Below are 21,503 nucleotides of genomic sequence, written 5' to 3'. Positions count from 1 at the left end.
GATTCCTAGAAGTTTCGAGATTCGTGGTTAAGCAACAGGGTTAAACGCGTTTTAACCTTTGCAATTCATTATCCACGACTGAAAGCCAATCGCATTTCGGGCGGGTTCGCCGTTCCGAGCTTCTCAGGGGTGACAAGCATGTTCAATACAGCAAGAAAGGCCCTGCTCGCCTTACTGTTCGCGAGCCTGGCAGGACCGTTGTTCGCAGCCGACCTGCCGGAGCCGGTGGTCGAAGAGGCTCCGCCTCAGGCCGTATACGAGCAGCCGGCCGAAGTCGGCGGCTGGTATATCCGTGGCGACATCGACTATCACAAGTCGACCGTGCGCGGCATCGACTATATGACCTACACCGTCGATCCCTGTAACTGTACGGTCACGCCCGGCACCAGAAGCTTCGATTTCGGCAAGCTCAAGGGCGGCTTCTCGCTCGGCGCCGGCGTCGGCTACAAGATCAACGACCACTTCCGTACCGATCTGACCGCCGACTACTGGTTCAAGTCGAACTTCAACGGCGGCACCTCGGATATCAACGGAACATCGACCGAAGTGTCGAAAATGAGCGCCTTGCTGCTGCTGGCCAATGCCTATGTCGATCTCGGCACCTATCACGGCATCACGCCCTATGTCGGTGCCGGCATCGGCGGTGCGCGCGTCAAGTGGGATACTGTCTACGACCCGAACACCACCGAGACCAATCCGGGAGCGTCCAACTGGCGTTTCGCCTACGCTCTGATGGCCGGCGCTTCCTACTGCCTGACCGACAAGATCATCCTCGATGCTGGCTACCGCTTCAGCCACATCCAGGGCGGCCGCATGTTCGAATGGGACGTGAGCAGCTCCGGCCCTGGCTTCGACCGTGGCATCAACACGCACGAAGTGCGCGGTGGCCTGCGCTATCAGTTCGGGGGCAACAACGGGTGCGCCGCGCCGGTCGTGGCCTACCAGCCCGAACCCGAGCCGATCTACACCAAGTAACACCTGAACTGCTTGAAAGTTCGCGAACCGCCCGGCATCGACCGGGCGGTTTTCGTTTGTGCGTTTCGGCTGAAATTCTTGAAAATCAATCTGCTAACGCTCCGTTAGCCTTAACCGGCACTTAACCACTATGGTTAACAATGCTCCTTGAAACGATGGCTGCCGTTGCGATTGCTTGCGGCGCCAAATTCGGGAGTCGGGGACCATGAAACTCACATCGCGTATGGCGCTTGTCGCACTCGCCCTCGCACCGCTGACGCCCGTGCACGCAGCCGACTACGATCCGCCGGTCTATGCCGACCAGGCGCCCGACTATGTGCCGGTCGAGGTCGGCTCCGGCTGGTATCTGCGCGGGGATGTTTCCTATCTGCCGCAGAAGAGCTTCGACAATGAGGATTTCGCCTCCGCGTCGGCGAGCTTCAGCAACAAGGAAGATCCGATCTTTGCCAGCATCGGCTTCGGCTACCATTTCAACGACTATCTGCGCGCCGACCTTAATCTCGGCTATTTGCCTGGCAACAAGATCGGCATCGGCTATGACGATTCAGCGACTGCGGCAGAGCCGACCGTGGCATCGGCGTCCCTGAAGAACTACGCCTACTCGGGCATGCTCAACGGCTATGTCGATCTTGGCACCTATGTCGGGATCACGCCTTATCTCGGCGCCGGTATCGGTGTCGTCCGCAGCAAGCGCAGCCTCTCGGCGAGCTATCTCACGGAGAATGGCGATGACACGGACGATTTCGTGGTGAGTGATAGCAAGGCCCAGTACTCCCTGGCCTATACGCTGAATGCCGGCCTTGCTTACCAGCTGTCGAAGAATGTTTCCGTCGATCTGGGCTATCAGTATTTTTCCGCCCCCGACGCCGAATACGTGACGGCCGAGAGCCTGAATTCCTACCCGATCCACAAAGGGATCAGCAATCATCAGGTCAAGCTCGGGCTGCGCTACGATCTCTGGTAGGCGCCACGAGCACGAGGATCAGGACGGCGGATCTTCGGGTCCGTCGTTTGCATTTGAAGTCACGAAATCCTGATCACGAATCGCCGGTATCCCGCCAGCGACAAAAACTTTCCTCTTGACGCCCGAAGCCTGAACGCATATCGCCGTCCGTGGGCCACCCCTCCCCAACGAGGGGCCACTATCTGGAAGGATAGACCACGATGACGACGCATACGAAGCCCGGACTCCGTCCGGCAAACCCCAATTTTTCCTCAGGTCCCTGCGCAAAACGCCCCGGCTGGTCGGTCGAGGCGCTCAAAGCCGCTGCGCTCGGTCGTTCCCACCGCGCCAAGATCGGCAAGACCAAGCTCGAACAGGCGATCGAACTGACGCGGGACATTCTCCAGGTCCCGGCGGGTTACCGCATCGGCATCGTGCCGGCATCGGACACCGGCGCTGTCGAGATGGCGCTGTGGTCGCTGCTCGGCGAGCGCGGCGTCGACATGGTCGCCTGGGAGAGCTTCGGCTCCGGCTGGGTCACCGACGTGGTCAAGCAATTGAAGCTCGCCGATGTGCGCAAGATCGAAGCCGGCTATGGCGAACTGCCGGACCTGACAAAGATCGATTTCGACCGCGATGTGGTCTTCACCTGGAACGGCACCACGTCCGGCGTGCGGGTGCCGAACGGCAATTTCATTCCCGCGGACCGCAAGGGCCTGACCATCTGTGACGCGACTTCGGCCGCCTTCGCACAGAGGCTCGATTTCGAAAAACTCGATGTCGTCACCTTCTCCTGGCAGAAGGTGCTGGGCGGCGAGGGCGCACACGGTATGCTCATCCTGTCGCCTCGTGCCGTCGAGCGGCTGGAGACCTACAAGCCTTCGTGGCCGCTGCCGAAAATCTTCCGCCTGACCTCGGGCGGCAAGCTGATCGAGGGCATCTTCAAGGGTGAGACCATCAACACGCCCTCGATGCTGTGCGTCGAGGACTATCTCGATGCGCTCAACTGGGCGAAGTCGATCGGTGGCCTCGATGCGCTGATCGCCAGGGCGGATGCCAATGCGGCCGTCCTCGATCGCTTTGTCGGCAAGTCCTCATGGCTCGGTCATCTCGCCACCCTGCCGGCGACGCGGTCGAACACCTCGGTCTGCCTATCCTTCACCGACCCGGATGTGTCCGCGCTCGACGCCGACGGGCAGGCGGCTTTCGCCAAGGGACTGGTGTCAGTGCTCGACAAGGAAGGTGTCGCCTATGATATCGGCGCCTATCGCGATGCACCGCCCGGTCTGCGCATCTGGTGTGGCGCGACGGTCGAGACATCAGATCTCGAAGCGCTGCTGCCTTGGCTCGACTGGGCCTTCGCCGCACAGAAGGCGTCGCTCAAAGCGGCGGCCTGACATCGTCCGGTAGCGGCCTTCGGGCCGCTCATTCCCATCAGGATTAATCCATTTCAAGGAGGCCGCCATGGCGCCCCGCGTTCTCGTCTCAGACAAGCTTTCCACCACCGCCGTGCAGATATTCAAGGATCGCGGCATCGAGGTCGACTATCTGCCCGATCTCGGCAAGGACAAGGAAAAGCTCGCCGAAGTGATCGGCCAGTATGATGGCCTCGCCATCCGCTCGGCAACCAAGGTCACCGAAAAGCTGATCAACGCCGCCACGAGGCTCAAGGTCGTCGGCCGCGCCGGCATCGGCGTCGACAATGTCGACATCCCGGCGGCGAGCCGCAAGGGCATCATCGTGATGAACACGCCCTTCGGCAATTCGATCACCACCGCCGAGCATGCGGTTGCCATGATCTTCGCGCTGGCCCGCCAGATCCCGGAAGCCAATGCCTCGACGCATGCCGGCAAGTGGGAAAAGAACCGCTTCATGGGCATCGAGATCACCGGCAAGACGCTGGGCGTCATCGGCTGCGGCAATATTGGCTCGATCGTCGCCACGCGCGGCGTCGGGCTGAAGATGCACGTCATCGCCTTCGATCCGTTCCTGTCGGACAGCCGCGCCGAGGAGCTCGGCGTTGAGAAGGTCGAGCTCGACGAGCTTTTCGCCCGCGCCGACTTCATCACCTTGCATACCCCGCTGACCGACAAGACGCGCAACATCATCAACGCGGCCACGATCGCCAAGATGAAAAACGGCGTGCGCATCATCAATTGCGCGCGCGGCGGCCTGATCGTCGAGGCCGACCTGGTCGCGGCGCTGAAGAGCGGCAAGGTGGCGGGCGCCGGTATCGACGTGTTCGAGGTCGAACCGGCCGAGAACAACGAACTGTTCGGCATGGAGAATGTCGTGGCGACGCCGCATCTCGGCGCCTCGACCACCGAGGCGCAGGAGAACGTCGCGCTGCATGTGGCCGAGCAGATGTCCGACTATCTGATCAAGGGCGCCGTCTCCAACGCCATCAACATGCCCTCGATCACCGCCGAGGAAGCGCCCCGGCTGAAGCCTTTCGTCAAGCTCGCCGAAGTGCTCGGCGCCTTCGTCGGCCAGGTCACCGAGGATCCGATCAAAGAGGTCGAGATCCTGTTCGACGGCTCGACCGCGACCATGAACACGCGCGCCCTGATCAGCGCGGCTCTCGCTGGGCTGATCCGGCCGCAGGTCTCCGACGTCAACATGGTGTCGGCGCCGATCATGGTAAAGGAGCGCGGCATCATTGTTGCCGAGGTCAAGCGCGACAAGTCGGGCGTGTTCGACGGCTACATCAAGCTGACGGTGACGACCGAGCACAGGACGCGCTCGATCGCCGGCACCTGCTTCTCCGACGGCAAGCCGCGTTTCATCCAGATCAAGGGCATCAATCTCGATGCCGAGGTCGGCCAGCACATGCTCTACACAACCAACGCCGACGCGCCGGGCATCATCGGCCTGCTAGGCACCGTGTGCGGCGAGAACGGCGTCAACATCGCCAACTTCCAGCTCGGCCGCAACCGGCCCGGCGGCGATGCCATCGCGCTGCTTTATCTCGACGCGCCGTTCCCTGAGTCGGTTCTGGAAAAGATCAAGGCGCACAAGTCGATCGATTCGGCCAAGCGGCTGCAGTTCGACGTCAACGCGATGTGATCCCGGACTGCCGTGAAAGATCCAAAGGCGCGGCCCGGTCCGCGCCTTTTCGTTCAGCGTGTCCTGGTGGATCGCTGGATCGCCGTCTTGCGCCCGCTGTATTCGGCAAGCCCGATGCCGCCCAGCACGAGCACCAAGGCCAGTGCCTGATAGAGCTGGAACGTCTCGCCGACGATCAGCACCGACAGCAGCGTACCGAAGATCGGCACCAGATTGATGAACAGGCCGGCGCGGTTGGCGCCGATCAATTCGTTGCCCCTGATGTAGAAGATCTGCGAGATGACCGAGGCGCCGATCGCGGTATAGACGATGACGGCCCAGCCACGCGCGTCGGGCACGATGACCTTGCCGACGGCGACCTCCCACAGGAAGAACGGCAGCGAAGTGACGAGCGCGGCAACCGACAGGGCCAGCATCAGGCTCTGCCAATGTATCACCGGCTTCAGCCGCAGCCCGACCGAATAGCCGCTGTAGAGAAACACGGCGACCAGCATGATGGCGTCGCCGAAATTGAGCTCCAGCGTCAATAGCCGGCGCGGGTCGCCGTGGCAGGCGGTGAGGATCACGCCGGCGATGGTCAGCACGACGCCGACGATCTGCGCCCAGTTCACGCGCAGGCGGAAGAAGACGAAATTGGCGACGATGATCAAGATCGGCATCGCCGCCTGTTCGATCGAGACGTTGATCGCTGTCGTGTAGTTGAGCGCCGTGTAGAAGATGGTGTTGAACAAGGCGAAGCCGCTGGCGCCCAGCGCTGCCAGCACGAGCCAGTGCTTGCGCACCACCGGCCAGTCCTTGCGTATTGTCTTCCAGCCTATCGGCAGCATGATCGCCACGGCCAGCACCCAGCGCAGGAAGACGAGCGTCATTGGCGAGATGTGATCGACCGCCAGCTTGCCGGCCACCGAGTTGCCACCCCACAGCAAGGTGGTGAGCAGCAGGAATATGTAGGCGCTTCGATGCATCGCGGGATTCCGGGCACTGTTGCATGTCGCCCAAAAGTGGGCAGCGGTTTTGGGACAACGACATGCATGAAACAAAAGGCGCGTCGCGACGCGCTTTAAGGACAAGCCGCGGTGTTTGTCGGCCTATTGCCCTCGTGCGCCCAAGTAAATGATGTCAAAGCCGAAAATTGTTGTGCCTCAAGGCATTTTCGGCGGCAAAGAAAGGTCGCGCTCGCGAGGTCTTGACGTTATAGAGGCCTGTCGTTTTGAACAGTCTTCCAGCCGCCACGCGGCATCTCAAGGGAAAACAAACATGGCCAATGTGGTGGTCGTCGGCTCGCAATGGGGCGACGAAGGCAAGGGCAAGATCGTCGACTGGCTGTCGGAGCGGGCCGATGTCGTGGTGCGTTTCCAGGGCGGCCACAATGCCGGCCACACGCTGGTCGTCGATGGCAAGGTCTACAAATTGTCGTTGCTTCCGTCGGGCGTCGTGCGCCAGGGCAAGCTGTCCATCATCGGCAACGGCGTCGTTTTCGACCCGCACGCTTTCGTCGCCGAAGTGGCGAAGCTCAAGGCGCAAGGTGTCGAAGTAACGCCGGATCGCCTGAAAATAGCCGAAAACACAGCGCTTATCCTGTCCCTGCATCGGGAACTGGACGGATTCCGCGAGGACGCCGCCTCCAATTCCGGAACGAAGATTGGCACGACCCGTCGTGGCATCGGCCCCGCCTACGAGGACAAGGTGGGCCGGCGCGCGGTCAGGGTGATGGATTTGGCGGATTTGGAAACGCTGCCCTTGAAGGTCGACAGGCTGCTGACGCACCACAATGCGCTGCGTCGGGGGCTTGGCCATGCGGAAGTCACGCATGATGCGATCATGCAGGAATTGACTTCGGTTGCGCACGAGATCCTGCCCTACATGGACCGGGTCTGGAAAATCCTCGACGACAAGCGCCGGGCTGGCGAGCGCATCCTGTTCGAGGGCGCGCAAGGCACGCTGCTCGATATCGACCACGGCACCTACCCGTTCGTCACCTCGTCGAATACGGTCGCCGGCCAGGCGGCTGCCGGCTCCGGCGTTGGCCCGGGCGCCATCGGCTATGTGTTGGGCATCACCAAGGCCTATACGACGCGCGTCGGCGAAGGTCCGTTCCCGACCGAGCAGAAGAACGAGATCGGCGAATTCCTCGGCACGCGCGGCCATGAATTCGGCGTCGTCACCGGGCGCAAGCGCCGCTGCGGCTGGTTCGATGCGGTGCTGGTGCGCCAGGCTGTTGCCGTCAACGGCATCAAGGGCATCGCGCTGACCAAGCTCGACGTGCTCGACGGGCTGGACGAGATCAAGGTCTGCACCGGCTACCGGCTCGACGGCGAGATGATCGACTATCTGCCGGCCAGCCAGGGTGCGCAGGCACGCGTGGAGCCGGTCTACGAGACGCTCGAGGGCTGGAAAGGCACCACCGCCGGCGCGCGCAGCTGGAACGATCTGCCGGCCCAGGCCGTCAAGTATGTCCGCTACATCGAGGAGCTCATCGGTGCCCCGGTTGCGCTCCTTTCCACCAGCCCGGAACGCGACGACACGATACTTGTGACCGATCCGTTTCAAGACTAGTTTCTGAAGCCTTTCCGGGCATCGCGGCTGATTTGCGGGGGCCGGCGCGGAAACAAAATACAGGTCGACTGAAGCATGGCAGATTTCGGTTTTGTTCTGAAGAAAGCGATAGACGGTCTCGGCGATCAGTCGCCAGAGATGCGGGCGAAGGTCTATGACAAGGCTCGCATTACGATCGCAGCGAAGATTGCCCAGCGCGATCCGCCGTTTTCGCCGGAGGATGCCGCCAAGCAGAAGCGTGGCCTGGAAGACGCCATTGCGAATGTCGAGCGGGACTATGCCAAGAGCGTGCCGGAGACCGACCCGCTCGCGGAACTGGAACACATCTTTTCCTCGATCGATCGCAACAAGAACCAGCCGAGCCACACATGGCAGCCGGCGAAAGCGGAATCGGCCTGGCCGGCACCGCCCGCCGCCAAGCCTGAACCCTATCGACCGGCACCTCCACCTGCCGCCAACGTCGAGCCAAGCTGGCAAAGGCCGACGCCGGCGCCTGCCCAGCCGGCTCGCGCCGACGCGCCTCTTGCAGGTATGGACGCTGCAGGTATGGACGCCGACGAGGCGGACGACGGGGCCGATGTCTTTTCCAGCAACGAAGAGCCGGTGTCCGACACCTTCCAGCGGCTGCGTCCCGCCGAGCGCAAGCGCAGCTATGGCGGACTGATCGCCGCTGTCGTCGCGCTGTTGGTCGTTGCCGGCGGCGGCTACGGCATCTGGCTGAACAAGGACGCTTTCGGCAAGATGCTCGGGCTTGGAGGCAACCAGGTCGCGAAGACCGAACCGGTGAAGCCCGCACCCGTCAAGCCGGCAACCGATACGGCGGCAACGCCGCCGGCGCCCGCAGCCGGCGGCACGGAAGCCGAAAGCACGAAATTCACCCAGCGGCTGACGCCGCAGGGCAGTGAAGTCGATCCCGGCCCGGCCGGCGGACAAAGCGGCATCGGCGAAGGCGAATCGGTTGCCGCGCTGACCACGCCGCCCTCGGCGACCAACGCGCCGGCGATTTCTGCACCGGCCGCCGGCACCCCGGCTGCGGCCGCACCTGCCACCACGCCGGCACCGGGCGCCGCGCCCGCGACGCCGCCTGCTGCCGGAGCTGCGCCGGCGGATGCTGCTGCCACCCCGCCAGCTCCGGCAGGCGCCACGCCAGCGGCACCCGCAGCCGCGCCCGCGGAAACCGCTCTGCCGGTTGGCCAGAAGGCGATCTTCTATGAAGAACGCACCAGCACCGCCCAGGGATCGGCGGAGCCCGGCAATATCGTCTGGTCGCTGGTGCAGGAATCGCCGGGTGGCGACTTGCCGCCGGAGCCGGCTATCCGCGCCGAGGCAACCATTCCCGGCAAGGACATCCAGTTGCGCATGACCATCCGCCGCAACACCGACCAGACCTTGCCGGCCAGCCATATCATCGAGATGATCTTCCTCACACCCGACGGTTTCGAGGGCGGCGGTGTCGACAACATCCTGCGCGTCGCCATGAAGAGTTCGGAACAGGATGCCGGCAGCCCACTGATCGGCATTCCGGCCAAGATCGCCGACGGTTTCTTCCTCGTCGCGCTCAACGACACCAAGGCGGACGAAGACGCCAACATGACCTTGCTTCGCGGTCAGGACTGGATCGACGTGCCGGTCGTCTACAAGACCGGACGGCGGGCATTGCTGACCATGGAAAAGGGCATTCCCGGCGAGAAGGTGTTCGACGAAGCGATCAAGGCCTGGCAGGCGAAGACGGCGGGCTGAGAACGGCGCCGGGCTGGCGCCTTCGTTCAGAAGCCTTGGAACAGCATGTCGAGTGCGGCGACGATGTCGTCGTGGTGCTTAATCAGGTTCAGTCGACTTTCGCCTAATTCGCCGGCCGGAACGGTGGCAATCAGGTGTGTGGCCATGACCAGCTTCCGGCCGTTGATCTCGAAGATCGGATGAAGCTTTCGCATCGGCGGCGGCACCGTTGCGACCGGCAGAAGCGGGACGACTACCCGCGTCTTGAAATTGTCGAGCAGGTCGGATTGAACGTCGAGCAAATAGTTGCCTTCGATGCGACCGGCGAAGACATCGTAGCGGGGCATCAGAACTGCCGGTACTCTTCCAGCGGGATGCCGTGCTTCTCGATATAGTCGTTCCACGCATCCATGGTGGCGCGGTTCTCAAGTTTCCACAGGCGCGCTTTTTCGGCCGCCACCGCTTCCGCGATGCCAGCCTCCGCGGCGCGCGAGACATTCACGTCAAGGCCCTTGGCCTCCCTCATGAGGTTCGAATCGATCGACAGATTTGCTGGCTGACGGATCGCATTCAAGGCAATCTTGCGCATGGTAGCCTCCGTAATATGCGCATAATGTATGCGCATTTCCGTGTCACTGCAATAATCAGGCGATGCTGCTTGCGGTGAGACTACCCCTCCATCTCCTCGCGCAACATCTCCAGCTCCAGCCACTCTTCCTCCAGCGCCGCCAGTGTCGCGCGCTCCTTGTCGAGGGCGGCGATGGTCTTCTGGAACGAGGCCGGGTCGCGCTCGTAATAGGCCGGATCGGCGATGTTGTTCTCAAGCCTCGAGATCGACGCCATCACGGCTTCGATTTTCTTGGGCAGGGATTCCAGCGCGAATTTCTGCTTGAACGACAGTTTCTTTGCTGGCCCCTTTGGCGAGCCGGCTTCACCTTTGGTCGTGGCCACCGCTTCGCCGTTGTCGGCCCTCGCGCGCGCCTTGCGGTCGTCCAGCCGGGTGCCGCCGCGCTGCGCGAGCATGTCGGAGTAGCCGCCGGCATATTCGATCCAGCGGCCGTCACCGTCGGGCGCGATCAGGCTGGTCACGGTGCGGTCGAGGAAATCGCGGTCGTGGCTGACCAGGATGACGGTGCCGGCAAAACCGGCGACCAGTTCCTGCAGCAGCTCCAGCGTCTCCATGTCGAGATCGTTGGTCGGCTCATCCAGCACCAGAAGGTTTGCCGGCCGCGCCAGCACACGCGCCAGCAACAGCCGTGCCCGCTCGCCGCCGGACAGCTCGCGCACGGGGGTGCGTGCCTGCTCCGGCTTGAACAGGAAATCCTTCATGTAGGAGACGACGTGGCGCTGCTCGCCATTGATGACGAGGTTTTCGCCGCGCCCGTCGGTGAGATATTGCGCCAGCGTCTCTTGCGGGTCGACCGCCTCGCGCTTCTGGTCGAGCGTGGCGGTCTCCAGATTGGTGCCGAGCCGTATCGAACCGGCGTCAGGCTTCATCTCGCCGGTCAGCATCTTCAAGAGCGTCGTCTTGCCGGCGCCGTTCGGCCCAACCAGGCCGACGCGGTCGCCGCGCTGGATGCGGGTCGAGAACCCCTTGACCACGGTCAGATCGCCAAAGCTCTTCTCGATGTTCTTGGCCTCGATCACCAGCTTGCCGGATTCGGCGGCGTCGCTCGCCACCATGGTGGCCGACCCTTCGGCGCCGCGGTGGCCGCGGAAACGCTGACGCATGGTCTGCAATTCGCCGAGCCGGCGCATGTTGCGCTTGCGCCGCGCCGTCACGCCATAGCGCAGCCAATGTTCTTCGCGCACGATCTGGCGGCCGAGCTTGTGCTGCTCGCGCTCTTCTTCCTCCAGCACCAGGTCGCGCCATTCCTCGAAATGGCCAAAGCCCTTGTCCAGCCTGCGCGTCTGGCCGCGATCGAGCCAGATCGTGGCGCGCGACACGCGCTCGAGAAAGCGGCGGTCGTGAGAGATGACGATCAGTGCCGAGGAGGTGCGGATGAGCTCTTCTTCCAGCCATTCGATCACCGAGAGATCGAGATGGTTGGTCGGCTCATCAAGCAGCAGGATATCGGGCTCTGGCGCCATGACACGGGCAAGAGCCGCACGCCTCGCCTCGCCGCCCGACAGATCGTTCGGACGCTCTTCGCCCGACAGGCCGAGATGCTCCATCAGATAGCTGGCGCGGTAGGGGTCGTCGGCGGGGCCAAGTCCGGCCTCGACATAGGCGCGAACACTGGCAAAACCTTCCATGTCGGGCATCTGCGGCAGATAGCGTACGGTCGCCGAAGGCTGGCGGAACACCTCGCCATCCTGCGGCTCGATCAGGCCGGCGGCGATCTTCAGCAGCGTCGACTTGCCCGACCCGTTGCGGCCGACCAGTGCGATCTTGTCGCCGGCGGAAGCCGTCAAGGCGGCACCGTCGAGCAGCGGCGTGCCACCGAAGGTCAGCTTTATCCCGTCGAGGTTGAGAAGGGGCGGGGCCATGTCAGCTTTCAGGTAGGGGATAGGGATGAGCGAGCAGCATCGCGCGGCCATGGCCCAGCGCGATTTCGAGGTGGCCCTTGACCTCGTTGGAGATGGTCAGCGACGAACCGAACGCCACCTTGACGTGATCGAGCGGCCATTTGGCGCCGGTGACGGTCAGGCCGGCAAGCTCGGAAAAGCCGAGCACCGAAAACAGTGTGCCGTCGGCATAATCGAAGCCAGCCGTTCCGTGCAGCAGGGGAATGCCTTCCTGGGCGCCGCTGGTCAAAAGCACATCAGTTTCGGCCTCGGCCAGCCGCAGGGCAAGCGCCAGATGCAGGAAAGCATGGTCGGCGCGCTTGCCGCCGAAGGCGCCGGCGAGCACCAGTCTGGTCGCGCCGCGCTCCAGTGCGGCGGCGATGGCCAGTTCGCCATCGGTCTGGTCCTTTTCCGCCGGGAAGGTCCGGCGCGGCACGGCAGCGAGATCGTCAGGCAGGTTGGCCGGCACCGAATCGAAATCACCCACCCACAGCTCCGGCACGAGATCCAGCAGCCGCGCATGGCCGATGCCGGCGTCGGCGGCGATGACGCGGGAGCCTTCGACCTGGCGGTCGAGCCGTGGCGTGCGGATGAGATCGCCGCCAAGCAGGATGGTGAATGTGCTCATATCGTGTGGCCCTTACCAGCCCGGCACGGGAAACGGAAGGCGGCAAACTCCCACTTGCGCGGCTGATCGGCCCGGCCTATGTGTCGAAACGCTCTAACGGGGTGCCGGACGCGATCTTCGCGGACCGGCTGAGAGGCAGTCTCGCCAACCCGCTGAACCTGATCCGGTTTGTACCGGCGGAGGGATTAGACGTTTCGGACAGTCCGACGCCTCAATTCCTTTCAATTCGAACGAAGGAGGCGCCGATGCGCACGCTTTTATATTCTCTTGTCTCAGCAATGACCGTGGTTCTGTCCGGACCGGCCTTGGCCAAGGACAAGCTCACCGTCTACACCTATGAGAGTTTCACCGCCGATTGGGGTCCGGGTCCCGTGGTGAAGAAGGAATTCGAGGCCGAATGCGGCTGCGATGTCGAGTTCGTTTCGGTCGCCGATGGCGTCGCGCTGCTCAACCGCGTCAAGCTGGAAGGCGCATCGACCAAGGCCGACATCGTGCTTGGCCTCGACACCAATCTCACCGCCGATGCCAAGGCGTCAGGCCTGTTCGCACCGCATGGCGCGGTGACCGACGTCAATGTGCCGGGCGGCTGGAGCGACGACACTTTTGTCCCCTTTGATTACGGCTATTTCGCCGTCGTTTACGACACCGAGAAGCTGAAGACGCCGCCGAAAAGCCTGAAGAACTTGGTCGAAGGCAGTGCCGACGACAAGATCGTCATCCAGGATCCGCGCACCTCGACGCCGGGCCTCGGCCTGCTTCTGTGGGTCAAGTCGGTCTATGGCGACAAGGCGCCGGAGGCTTGGGCCAAGCTCAAGGCGAAGGTGCTGACCGTGACGCCGGGCTGGAGCGAGGCCTATGGCCTGTTCACCAAGGGCGAGGCGCCGATGGTGCTGTCCTACACGACGTCGCCTGCCTACCACATGGTTGCCGAAAACACCGAGCGCTACCAGGCGGCCTCCTTCGAGGAGGGCGAATATCTGCAGATCGAGGTGGCGGGCATCACCACGACGGGAGCCAAGAATCCGCTGGCGGCAAAGTTCATGGCTTTCATGACCGGACCGAAATTCCAGGATGCCATCCCCGAGACCAACTGGATGTTCCCGGCAGGCAAGACCGACAAGCCGCTCAACCCGGCTTTCGACAAACTGGTCAAGCCGACCAAGACCTTGCTGTTCAGCCCCGAGGAGGTCGCCGCCAACCGCAAGGCCTGGGTCGATGAATGGCTGGCGGTGATGAGCAAGTAGGCAGCGATGGCGCCGGCGCATTCCACGGATTCCCGCGTCAGCGCCGGCATTGTCGCGCTCGCTGCAATCGCGCTGCTGATCGGCGGCGCGTTTGCCGGCCTGCTTTTCGAGGGTGTCCATGATTTCTCGGGCGCCTGGGCAGCCTTCGACCCCTATCTGCTTCGCGTCATTCGCTTCACGCTCTGGCAGGCGGCGCTGTCGACGCTGCTTTCCGTCGCGCCGGCGTTGTTCGTGGCGCGCGCTCTGTCGCGGCATCCACGCTTCTTCGGCCGCGCCTTTATCCTGCAGCTCTTCGCCGTACCGTTGGCGCTGCCGGCCATCGTCGCGGCCCTCGGTATCCTGGCGCTTTATGGCCGTGCCGGCTATTTCGCCGGCGTGCTCGCCGTGATCGGCGGTGGAAGCTGGCCGGGCATCTATGGCCTGTCCGGCATTCTCGTCGCCCATGTCTTCTTCAATCTGCCGTTGGCGACGCGGCTGTTCCTCGAGGCGCTGCAGACCATACCGTCCGATCAATGGCGGCTGGCGAGCCAGCTCGGCATGGCGGCGCGGCCGGCGTTCCGGCTGATCGAATGGCCGACGCTGCGTGCGGCTTTGCCGGGTGTCGCCGGGCTGGTCTTCATGCTCTGCATCACATCCTTCACGATCGTGCTGATACTGGGCGGCGGGCCGGCCGCGACGACGCTGGAGGTCGGCATCTACCAGGCGCTGCGCTTCGATTTCGATCCCGCGCGCGCGGTCACACTGACGCTGCTGCAGATCGCCTTGACCTTTATCGTGGTGCTGGCACTGACGCGGCTAGGCGCCAATGTGGTCGGCGACACCAACCTGCCGGTCGCGCAACGCCGCTATCTCTCGGTCAACAGGAGCGAGACCTGGCTGAACGCCATGCTCATCGCCTTGGCGTTGCTGTTCGTTGTCGCGCCGATGGCGGCGACAGTTATGGCCGGGTTGGGTGCCGATCTCGGCCGGCTGGCCGGTGAGGCCACTGTGCGGCAGGCGACGCTGACCAGCGTGGTACTGGCCTTCCTGTCGGCGCTGCTTTCGGTGACGCTGTCGCTGGCGCTGACCATGGCGCGGCGGGCCCTGGCGCTGAACCGCCGGGCTGGCCGCAAGACAATGCTCGAACACGCCACCGATACCGGCGCCGGCTTTGTCCTTGTCGTGCCGCCGATCGTCGTTGGCGCCGGCTGGTTCCTGTTGCTACGCCATGTCGGCGATGTCTTCGCCATTGCGCCGGTCATGGTCGTCACCGTCAATGCGGTGATGGCGATGCCGTTCGCCCTGCGCGCCGTCCGTCCCGCCTATGATGCGGCGAGCGAGCGTCACGAACGGCTCTGTGCACAGCTCGGCATTGCGGGCTGGAACCGATTGATGCTGGTCGACTGGCCGTCGCTGCGGCGGCCGCTCGCCACCGCCTTTGCTTTCGCCATGGCGTTGTCGCTCGGCGATCTCGGCGTCATTGCCTTGTTCGGCAGTGATTCCGTGCAGACATTGCCCTACCTTCTCCTGGCGCGGATGGGCAGCTACCGCACCGAGGATGCCGCCGGCCTGGCACTGCTGCTCGGCCTCGTCTGCCTCGCCTTGATCGTGGCGGCGCACTGGCTGGGAAGAGAGAAGGTCCGGGATGCGTGACGGGGCGGCCAGCAGGCTTGAAAAGGGCGCTCCGGTGCGGCTGGACAAGGTGTCGTTCAGCTATGGCGAGGCGCCGCTTGTCTTCGACGTCGAGTTTGCCACGGCGAAGATCACCGCCATCATGGGGCCGAGCGGTTCGGGCAAGTCGACGCTGCTCAATCTGGTCGCCGGCTTCGAGACCCCGCAGTCGGGCCGCGTGCTGATCGGCGGGGTCGATGTCAGCGCCGAGCCGCCCTCGGTGCGGCCTGTGTCGATGGTGTTCCAGGAGAACAATCTCTTCGCTCATCTTTCCGTCGAGCAGAATGTCGGGCTCGGCCGATCCCCATCCTTGCGGCTGACCGAGGCGGACCACGCCGCGATCGCCGAGGCGCTTGCGCGCACCGGTCTTGCCGGCAAGGAACGACGCCTGCCGCGCGAGCTCTCCGGCGGGGAACGCCAGCGCGTCGCCCTGGCCCGGGTGCTGGTGCGCAACCGGCCGGTGCTGCTGCTCGACGAACCCTTCGCCTCGCTCGGGCCCGCTTTGCGCGACGACATGCTGGATCTGGTCGCCGCCGTTCATGCCGAGCGGGGCATGACGGTGCTGTTCGTCACCCATCAGCCGGAAGACGCCCGTCGCATCGGCGAGCATATTGTGTTTCTCGACAATGGGTTGGTCGCCGCAACCGGCAAGGCGGATGATTTCTTCACCGGGGCTGGTCCGGAAGCGTTCCGGCGCTATATCGGCGCGAGTGCCGGGCATGCCGTATCACGAGATGTTGCCCGGAAGCGGACATAATTTACGGCCAAACCGGTTCCAGGCGATGTGGCGCTTGCTTGCCATGACTGGAGGAGTGTGGCTAGGTCCGCCCTACTGGTCCGGCACAGGACGTGATTTGCCTGCAGTATCCGCCGCCCGCCCCTAGGGACGGGCAACGGATACTGCAGCAGTTTGAGATATGGCGCATGACACATTCCGAAGATCGCCCCCGATTTTCGTGATCATGCGCCGGGACCCGAAAGGAAGCCGTTCTGGCGATCGGCGCTAACACACTAGGAATGAAGCCGCTGGCGCGCTTTCTTGCGCTGGCCGGCTTTGCCGTGGCGCTGGCAAGCTGCCAGATGTTCACGCCGCCGGCGGTTCAGGAATCCGGCTTCCAGCCATCCGACAAGCCGATCACCGTCGACAATGTCGGTGCCAACAACAAACTCGCCGAACTGGCCAAGGCGCAGCATCCGCGCATCCTGGCGACCTATGGCGGCGAGTATTCCGATCCCAAGCTCGAGCGCATGGTCGCCAAGGTGGTCGGCAATCTGACGGTGGTCTCGGCCAACCCGACGCAGACCTATCGCATCACCATCCTAAATTCGCCCAACGTCAACGCCTTCGCGCTGCCGGGCGGCTATCTCTACATCACGCGCGGCCTGCTGGCGCTGGCCAATGATTCGGCCGAGCTAGCCGCGGTCATCGCGCATGAGATGGGCCACGTCACCGCCAATCACGGCCTGCAGCGCCAGCAACTCGAGGCCGAGGAAGGCCTGGCGACCAAGGTGGTTTCCGACGTGCTCGGCGACAGCCCGACCGCCAAGGCGGCGCTGATCCGAGGCAAGCTGAGGCTGGCGCAATTCTCGCGCAACCAGGAGCTGGAAGCCGACGCCATCGGCATCAAGTCGATCGGCGAAGCCGGTTACGATCCTTTCGCCGCCGGCCGCTTCCTGCAGTCGATGTCGGCCTATACCGATTTCCGTTCGATCAGCGGCGCCACCGACGCCAGCCTCGACTTCCTGGCCACGCACCCCAATACGCCGCAGCGCATCGATCTGGCGCAGCGCCATGCCCGCCAGTTCGGCGCGCCAGGTTTCGGCACGCGCGACCGCGATTCCTTCCTCGCCGGCATAGACGGCCTGCTCTATGGCGACACGCCCGAGGAAGGCTATGTGCGCGGCGAAACCTTCCTGCATCCGGGCCTCGGCGTGTCCTTCTCGGTGCCGCAGGGCTTCATCATCGACAATTCGGCCGCCGCGGTGACCGCAACCGGCCCCGGTGACATGGCGATCCGCTTCGACGGCGTCTCGATCGACAAGAACCGCGCGCTTACCGACTATATCCGCAGCGGCTGGGTGGCTGGTCTCGACGACAGCACCGTCAAGCAGGAAACCATCAACGGCAATGAGGCGGCGACGGCGCATGCCGGCGCCGAAGGCTGGCAGTTCGACATCGCCGTGATCCGTGCCGGCGGCCAGGTCTACCGGCTGCTGACCGCTGCCCCTTCGGCCAGCACCTCGCTGGACACCGTGGCGCGTTCGGTCAGTGGATCGTTCCGTATCCTGAGCGCTGCCGAAAAGGCGGCGCTGAAGCCGCTGCATATCCGCGTCGTCACCGTTCAGCCGGGGCAGACGATGGGTTCGCTTTCGGCTCAGATGGTCGGCGTCGACCGCAAGCTCGACCTGTTCCGCGTGCTCAACGCGCTGTCGCCGGGTGCCGCGGTTTCGGCCGGCGACAAGGTCAAGATCGTCACCGACAAGTAAGTCGCTTGCGCCCGGCGCTCGACGCGGTCGTCGCTGCATCAGCAGATGGGGAGGCGTCAGGAGATCAGGCGGCAGTCGCCATGAACTCCGGGTTCTGCTTCACCAACGCGACCTTGAGCTTTTCCATGGCGCGGGCCTCGATCTGGCGGACACGCTCCTTGGAAATGCCGAGGGTCTCGCCGAGCGCTTCGAGTGTTGCGCCCTCGTCGTTCAGCCGGCGTTCCTCGATGATCCTCAGCTCGCGTGCGTTGAGCGCGCGAAGCGCTTCCCTCAGCCAGAGCGAGCGGCGCGCGACATCAATCTTGTCGCCGACGATCTCGTCGGGCAGCGGATCATCCGAGACCAGGAAATCCATGCGCTCGGTCGAACCCGCATCGTCGGCAATCGGCATGTTGAGGGAGGAGTCGGGCGCCGACAGCCGCGAATCCATCATCGCCACATCGGCTTCGGAGACGCCGAGCGCCTCCGACACTTCGCGATAGAGCGTTGCGTTGGACAGCGGCTCCGCGCCATTCGCCAGCCGCGCGCGCAGGCGTCGCAGGTTGAAGAACAGCGCCTTCTGCGCCGAGCTGGTGCCGCCGCGCACGATAGACCAGTTGCGCAGGATGTAGTCCTGCATCGAGGCGCGGATCCACCACGTCGCGTAGGTCGAGAACCGCACCTCCCGCTCCGGCTCGAAGCGGGCAGCGGCTTCAAGCAGGCCGACATGACCCTCCTGGATCAGATCGCCGAGCGGCAGGCCGTAATGGCGGAATTTGGAGGCCATGGAAATGACCAGCCGCATATGGGCGACGGTGATGCTGTGCAGTGCGTTCTGGTCGTTGTCCTCTTTCCAGAGCAATGCCAGCCGATGTTCCTCGTCACGTTCGAGGTAGGGAGCCCTCATTGCCGCGCGGACCATGATCCGTCCTGCCGTGTCTTCCATCATGAGGCGCTCCCTGGCTCAGGCGATGCGGATGACGTTGCAAACTTGGCCGGCGCCCAGGTTGAAATGGCGGCGTCGTGCCCTAGAACAGCCAGAACGTGCCATGCACGGGAATGGTTCCCTGGCCGGTGCCGCGCCTGACACGCTGTCCAGACGGCCTGCGGGATGATCTGGAATGGCGCCGACTCACGTCGAAAAACAGAATTTTGAGTATCTGATTTCAAAAGCGGATTGTTTTTGAAATTTCATTCCTTATTTTCTTGCCTTGCATCTGCCAGTTTCCAGCGCTCACAACATGCCGGATATCCGGCCAAGGACGGGATCACAGAAAAATGAAATGGCTCAAGTCGCTCATCATCGCCGGAACGCTGCAGGCTCTGGCTGTCACCGCAGGCCATGCCGGCGCCAACCTCGACCAGATCAAGCAGGCCGGGGTCATCAAGGTCGGCACGGAAGGCACCTATGCGCCATTCACCTATCATGACACGTCCGGCGCGCTGGTCGGCTTCGACGTCGAAATCGCCAAGGCGATCGCCGACAAGCTCGGCGTCAAGGCCGAGTTCCTCGAAGGCAAGTGGGACGGGCTGATCGCCGGCCTCGACGCCAATCGCTATGACGCCGTCATCAACGAAGTCGGCATCACCGACGCCCGCAAGGCCAAGTACGATTTCTCCGATCCCTACATCGCCTCCAAGGCGGTGCTGATCGTGCGCGGCGACAACACCGACATCAAGAGTTTCGCCGATCTCAAGGGCAAGAAGTCGGCGCAGTCGCTGACCTCGAATTTCGGCAAGCTGGCCGAGACGAACGGCGCCGAGCTGGTCGGCACCGATGGCTTCGACCAGTCGATCCAGCTGCTTTTGACCGGCCGCGCCGACGCGACCATCAATGACAGCCTGTCATTCCTCGACTTCAAGAAGCACAAGCCCGACGCCAATGTGAAGATCGCCGCGCAAGAGGAAAACGCCGACTATTCCGGCGTCATCGTGCGCAAGGGCGATCCGGAACTGGTCGCAGCGATCAACAAGGCGCTGGCCGACATCAAGGCCGACGGCACCTACAAGAAGATCTCCGACACCTATTTCGGCCAGGACGTTTCGAAGTAATTTTGTCAGGTGGGGCCGGTCTCCGGCCCATCAGAGATATCAAGCGGCGAGCCGTCTTTGACGGCCCGCCGCTTTCGTCGTGATATGGCTGACGCGTTCGCGCCTTGACGAAGCCGCTTCGACCAATTTGGAGGGTCTTACGTGCCGCACTGGCTGCAACTGATGCTGGAGTCGCTGCCTTCGCTGTTGTGGGCGGCGCTGATCTTCACCGTGCCGTTGACGCTGTTGTCCTTCGCTCTTGGCTTGACGGTCGGCCTGGGTGCGGCACTTGCCCGGCTGTTCGGCCCCAAGCCGCTGGTCGCGCTTGTGCGCTTCTATGTCTGGATCTTTCGCGGCACGCCGCTCCTGGTGCAGCTGTTCCTGATCTTCTACGGCCTGCCGTCGGTCGGCATCCTGCTCGATGCCTTCACGGCGGCTCTGATCGGCTTCACGCTCAACATCGGCGCCTACACGTCGGAAATCATCCGCGCGGCCATAGGCTCGGTGCCGAAGGGCCAGTGGGAGGCCGCCTATTCGATCGGCATGACCTGGAGCCAGGCGATGCGGCGCACCATCCTGCCGCAAGCCGGCCGGGTCGCGGTGCCGCCGCTGTCCAACACCTTCATCTCGTTGGTCAAGGACACCTCGCTGGCCGCTGCCATCACCGTGCCGGAGATGTTCCAAGCGGCGCAGCGCATCGTCGCCACCACCTATGAGCCGCTGATCCTCTATGTCGAGGCAGCGATCCTCTATCTGGCGTTGAGTTCGGTGCTGTCGGCCTTGCAGACGCGGCTGGAAACTCGGCTCAACCGCTATGGCGGCTTCCTGGAGGCACGCTCATGATCGGCCTTACCAAAATCGAGAAGCGCTTTGGCGACAATCTCGTGCTGAAGGGCGTGACGGTCACCATTGCCGAAGGCAGCGTCACGGCGCTGGTCGGCCCTTCGGGCGGGGGAAAAAGCACCCTGCTGCGCTGCATCAACCTGTTGGAGATCCCGACCTCAGGCACGGTGCGCATCGGTGACGAGACGCTCGAATTCCATCCCGGCGGCAGGGTTCCGGCCAGGGATATCCAGCGCCTGCGGCTGCAGACCGGCATGGTGTTCCAGAACTTCCAGCTGTTTCCGCATCGCACCGCGATCGAGAATGTCATGGAAGGGCTGGTGACGGTGCTGAAATGGCCGCCTGAGAGGGCCCGCGAGCGGGCGCTGGCTTTGCTGGAGAAGGTGGGCATGGCGCACAAGGCCGATGCCTGGCCGGCGACGCTGTCCGGCGGCCAACAGCAGCGCGTGGCGATCGCCCGCGCCTTGGCGCCGTCGCCGAAAGTGCTGCTCTGCGACGAACCGACTTCGGCGCTCGACCCAGAACTGGCGCAAGAGGTGGTCGATGTGCTGGGCAAGCTCGCCAACGAAGGCACGACCATGGTGATGGCGACACATGATCTGCGCCTCGCCTCCAAGATCGCGCAGGAAGTGGTCTTCCTCGATGCCGGCGTCATCGTCGAGAAGGGGCCGGCTGCGGTGCTGTTCAACAATCCGGAGCAGCAGCGGACGAAGCGGTTCATCGCGACGCTGAAGCAGGAGGCGATGAAGGAAGGTGGCGGCGAGGTGTAAGTGCTGCCTTCGGTTCTGCGTCACTTCCCAGAAGCAAAAAACCCGGCCAGAAAGCAAAAAACCCGGCGCAAGGCCGGGTTTTTCATGAATTCAAAGGCGAAAAG

General features: G+C 63.6%; 19 protein-coding genes and 1 riboswitch. Of the genes, 13 read left to right on the top strand and 6 right to left on the bottom strand.

Translation table 11 applies throughout. The annotated features are described in order from the left end of the window. The first annotated feature begins 138 nt into the window (after positions 1–138). The 4 genes from FCU66_RS06750 to serA all read left to right on the top strand — a co-directional run bounded on the left by FCU66_RS06750 (position 139) and on the right by serA (position 4,984). Positions 139–975 (top strand): outer membrane protein, encoded by an 837-nt coding sequence (locus FCU66_RS06750; RefSeq protein WP_136618409.1) that lies wholly within the window; start codon positions 139–141, stop codon positions 973–975. A 205-nt stretch (positions 976–1,180) separates the two neighbouring features. Next, positions 1,181–1,939 carry an outer membrane protein gene (locus tag FCU66_RS06745; protein ID WP_136618408.1) on the top strand — a complete coding sequence of 253 codons (759 nt, stop codon included), beginning with the start codon at positions 1,181–1,183 and terminating at the stop codon, positions 1,937–1,939. A 200-nt stretch (positions 1,940–2,139) separates the two neighbouring features. Continuing rightward, positions 2,140–3,315: a phosphoserine transaminase gene (locus tag FCU66_RS06740; protein WP_136618407.1), complete on the top strand. Its 1,176-nt coding sequence runs from the start codon at positions 2,140–2,142 to the stop codon at positions 3,313–3,315. A gap of 67 nt (positions 3,316–3,382) precedes the next feature. Further along, on the top strand, positions 3,383–4,984 hold the full coding sequence (gene serA / locus FCU66_RS06735) for a phosphoglycerate dehydrogenase (protein ID WP_136618406.1): 1,602 nt from the start codon (positions 3,383–3,385) through the stop codon (positions 4,982–4,984). 53 nt (positions 4,985–5,037) lie between these two features. Here the strand turns inward: serA and FCU66_RS06730 are convergent, their stop codons facing one another. Continuing rightward, positions 5,038–5,949 (bottom strand): DMT family transporter, encoded by a 912-nt coding sequence (locus tag FCU66_RS06730; RefSeq protein ID WP_136618405.1) that lies wholly within the window; start codon positions 5,947–5,949, stop codon positions 5,038–5,040. Between the two features lie 292 nt (positions 5,950–6,241). Between FCU66_RS06730 and FCU66_RS06725 the strand changes: the two genes are divergently transcribed. Both FCU66_RS06725 and FCU66_RS06720 read left to right on the top strand, forming a co-directional pair. Continuing rightward, positions 6,242–7,540 carry an adenylosuccinate synthase gene (locus tag FCU66_RS06725; protein WP_126070881.1) on the top strand — a complete coding sequence of 433 codons (1,299 nt, stop codon included), beginning with the start codon at positions 6,242–6,244 and terminating at the stop codon, positions 7,538–7,540. A gap of 75 nt (positions 7,541–7,615) precedes the next feature. Next, on the top strand, positions 7,616–9,280 hold the full coding sequence (locus FCU66_RS06720; RefSeq protein WP_136618404.1) for a hypothetical protein: 1,665 nt from the start codon (positions 7,616–7,618) through the stop codon (positions 9,278–9,280). A 26-nt stretch (positions 9,281–9,306) separates the two neighbouring features. Here FCU66_RS06720 and FCU66_RS06715 read toward each other — a convergent pair whose 3' ends face one another. The 4 genes from FCU66_RS06715 to FCU66_RS06700 form a co-directional block, all read right to left on the bottom strand. Then, the gene (locus FCU66_RS06715; RefSeq protein WP_136618403.1) at positions 9,307–9,606 is read right to left on the bottom strand and encodes a CcdB family protein; all 300 of its coding nucleotides are present in this window, start codon (positions 9,604–9,606) and stop codon (positions 9,307–9,309) included. Further along, complete coding sequence (locus tag FCU66_RS06710) at positions 9,606–9,848, bottom strand: type II toxin-antitoxin system CcdA family antitoxin (RefSeq protein WP_136618402.1); 243 nt, start codon at positions 9,846–9,848, stop codon at positions 9,606–9,608. Before FCU66_RS06710 ends, FCU66_RS06715 begins: the two co-directional genes overlap by 1 nt. Before the next feature lie 80 nt (positions 9,849–9,928). Beyond that, on the bottom strand, positions 9,929–11,749 hold the full coding sequence (locus FCU66_RS06705) for an ABC-F family ATP-binding cassette domain-containing protein (RefSeq protein ID WP_136618401.1): 1,821 nt from the start codon (positions 11,747–11,749) through the stop codon (positions 9,929–9,931). A 1-nt stretch (position 11,750) separates the two neighbouring features. Beyond that, positions 11,751–12,395, bottom strand: a complete 645-nt coding sequence (locus tag FCU66_RS06700) for a thiamine diphosphokinase (RefSeq protein WP_136618400.1) — start codon at positions 12,393–12,395, stop codon at positions 11,751–11,753. A gap of 87 nt (positions 12,396–12,482) precedes the next feature. Next, a riboswitch (TPP riboswitch) is annotated at positions 12,483–12,597 on the top strand. A gap of 43 nt (positions 12,598–12,640) precedes the next feature. On the opposite strand from FCU66_RS06700, the gene thiB reads away from it, so the two are divergent. The 4 genes from thiB to FCU66_RS06680 all read left to right on the top strand — a co-directional run bounded on the left by thiB (position 12,641) and on the right by FCU66_RS06680 (position 17,776). Then, on the top strand, positions 12,641–13,639 hold the full coding sequence (gene thiB, locus FCU66_RS06695) for a thiamine ABC transporter substrate binding subunit (RefSeq protein ID WP_136618399.1): 999 nt from the start codon (positions 12,641–12,643) through the stop codon (positions 13,637–13,639). Between the two features lie 6 nt (positions 13,640–13,645). After that, a complete protein-coding gene (gene thiP, locus FCU66_RS06690) occupies positions 13,646–15,271 on the top strand; it encodes a thiamine/thiamine pyrophosphate ABC transporter permease (RefSeq protein WP_136618398.1) in 1,626 nt (541 codons plus the stop codon). Beyond that, entirely contained in the window at positions 15,264–16,046 is a 783-nt protein-coding gene (gene thiQ, locus FCU66_RS06685; protein WP_136618397.1) for a thiamine ABC transporter ATP-binding protein, read from the top strand. The genes thiP and thiQ overlap by 8 nt, the downstream gene beginning before the upstream one ends. A 260-nt stretch (positions 16,047–16,306) precedes the next feature. After that, positions 16,307–17,776, top strand: coding sequence for a M48 family metalloprotease (locus FCU66_RS06680; RefSeq protein ID WP_126070873.1), 1,470 nt, complete (start codon positions 16,307–16,309; stop codon positions 17,774–17,776). 64 nt (positions 17,777–17,840) lie between these two features. Here FCU66_RS06680 and FCU66_RS06675 read toward each other — a convergent pair whose 3' ends face one another. Next, entirely contained in the window at positions 17,841–18,704 is an 864-nt protein-coding gene (locus FCU66_RS06675; protein ID WP_109664843.1) for an RNA polymerase factor sigma-32, read from the bottom strand. A 329-nt stretch (positions 18,705–19,033) separates the two neighbouring features. Here FCU66_RS06675 and FCU66_RS06670 point away from each other — a divergent pair, with 329 nt between their 5' ends. The 3 genes from FCU66_RS06670 (at position 19,034) to FCU66_RS06660 (ending at position 21,399) form a co-directional block, all read left to right on the top strand. Next, positions 19,034–19,807, top strand: a complete 774-nt coding sequence (locus FCU66_RS06670; protein WP_136618396.1) for an amino acid ABC transporter substrate-binding protein — start codon at positions 19,034–19,036, stop codon at positions 19,805–19,807. A gap of 141 nt (positions 19,808–19,948) precedes the next feature. Next, positions 19,949–20,629 carry an amino acid ABC transporter permease gene (locus FCU66_RS06665; protein WP_109664849.1) on the top strand — a complete coding sequence of 227 codons (681 nt, stop codon included), beginning with the start codon at positions 19,949–19,951 and terminating at the stop codon, positions 20,627–20,629. Next, a complete protein-coding gene (locus FCU66_RS06660) occupies positions 20,626–21,399 on the top strand; it encodes an amino acid ABC transporter ATP-binding protein (protein ID WP_136618395.1) in 774 nt (257 codons plus the stop codon). Before FCU66_RS06665 ends, FCU66_RS06660 begins: the two co-directional genes overlap by 4 nt. The last annotated feature ends 104 nt before the right edge of the window (positions 21,400–21,503 follow it).

It is taken from the genome of Mesorhizobium norvegicum, assembly GCF_004919685.1.
GTDB lineage: Bacteria > Pseudomonadota > Alphaproteobacteria > Rhizobiales > Rhizobiaceae > Mesorhizobium > Mesorhizobium norvegicum.
The sequence above is the reverse complement of the archived record's forward strand: the minus strand, read 5'-3'. Positions and strand labels throughout refer to the sequence as shown.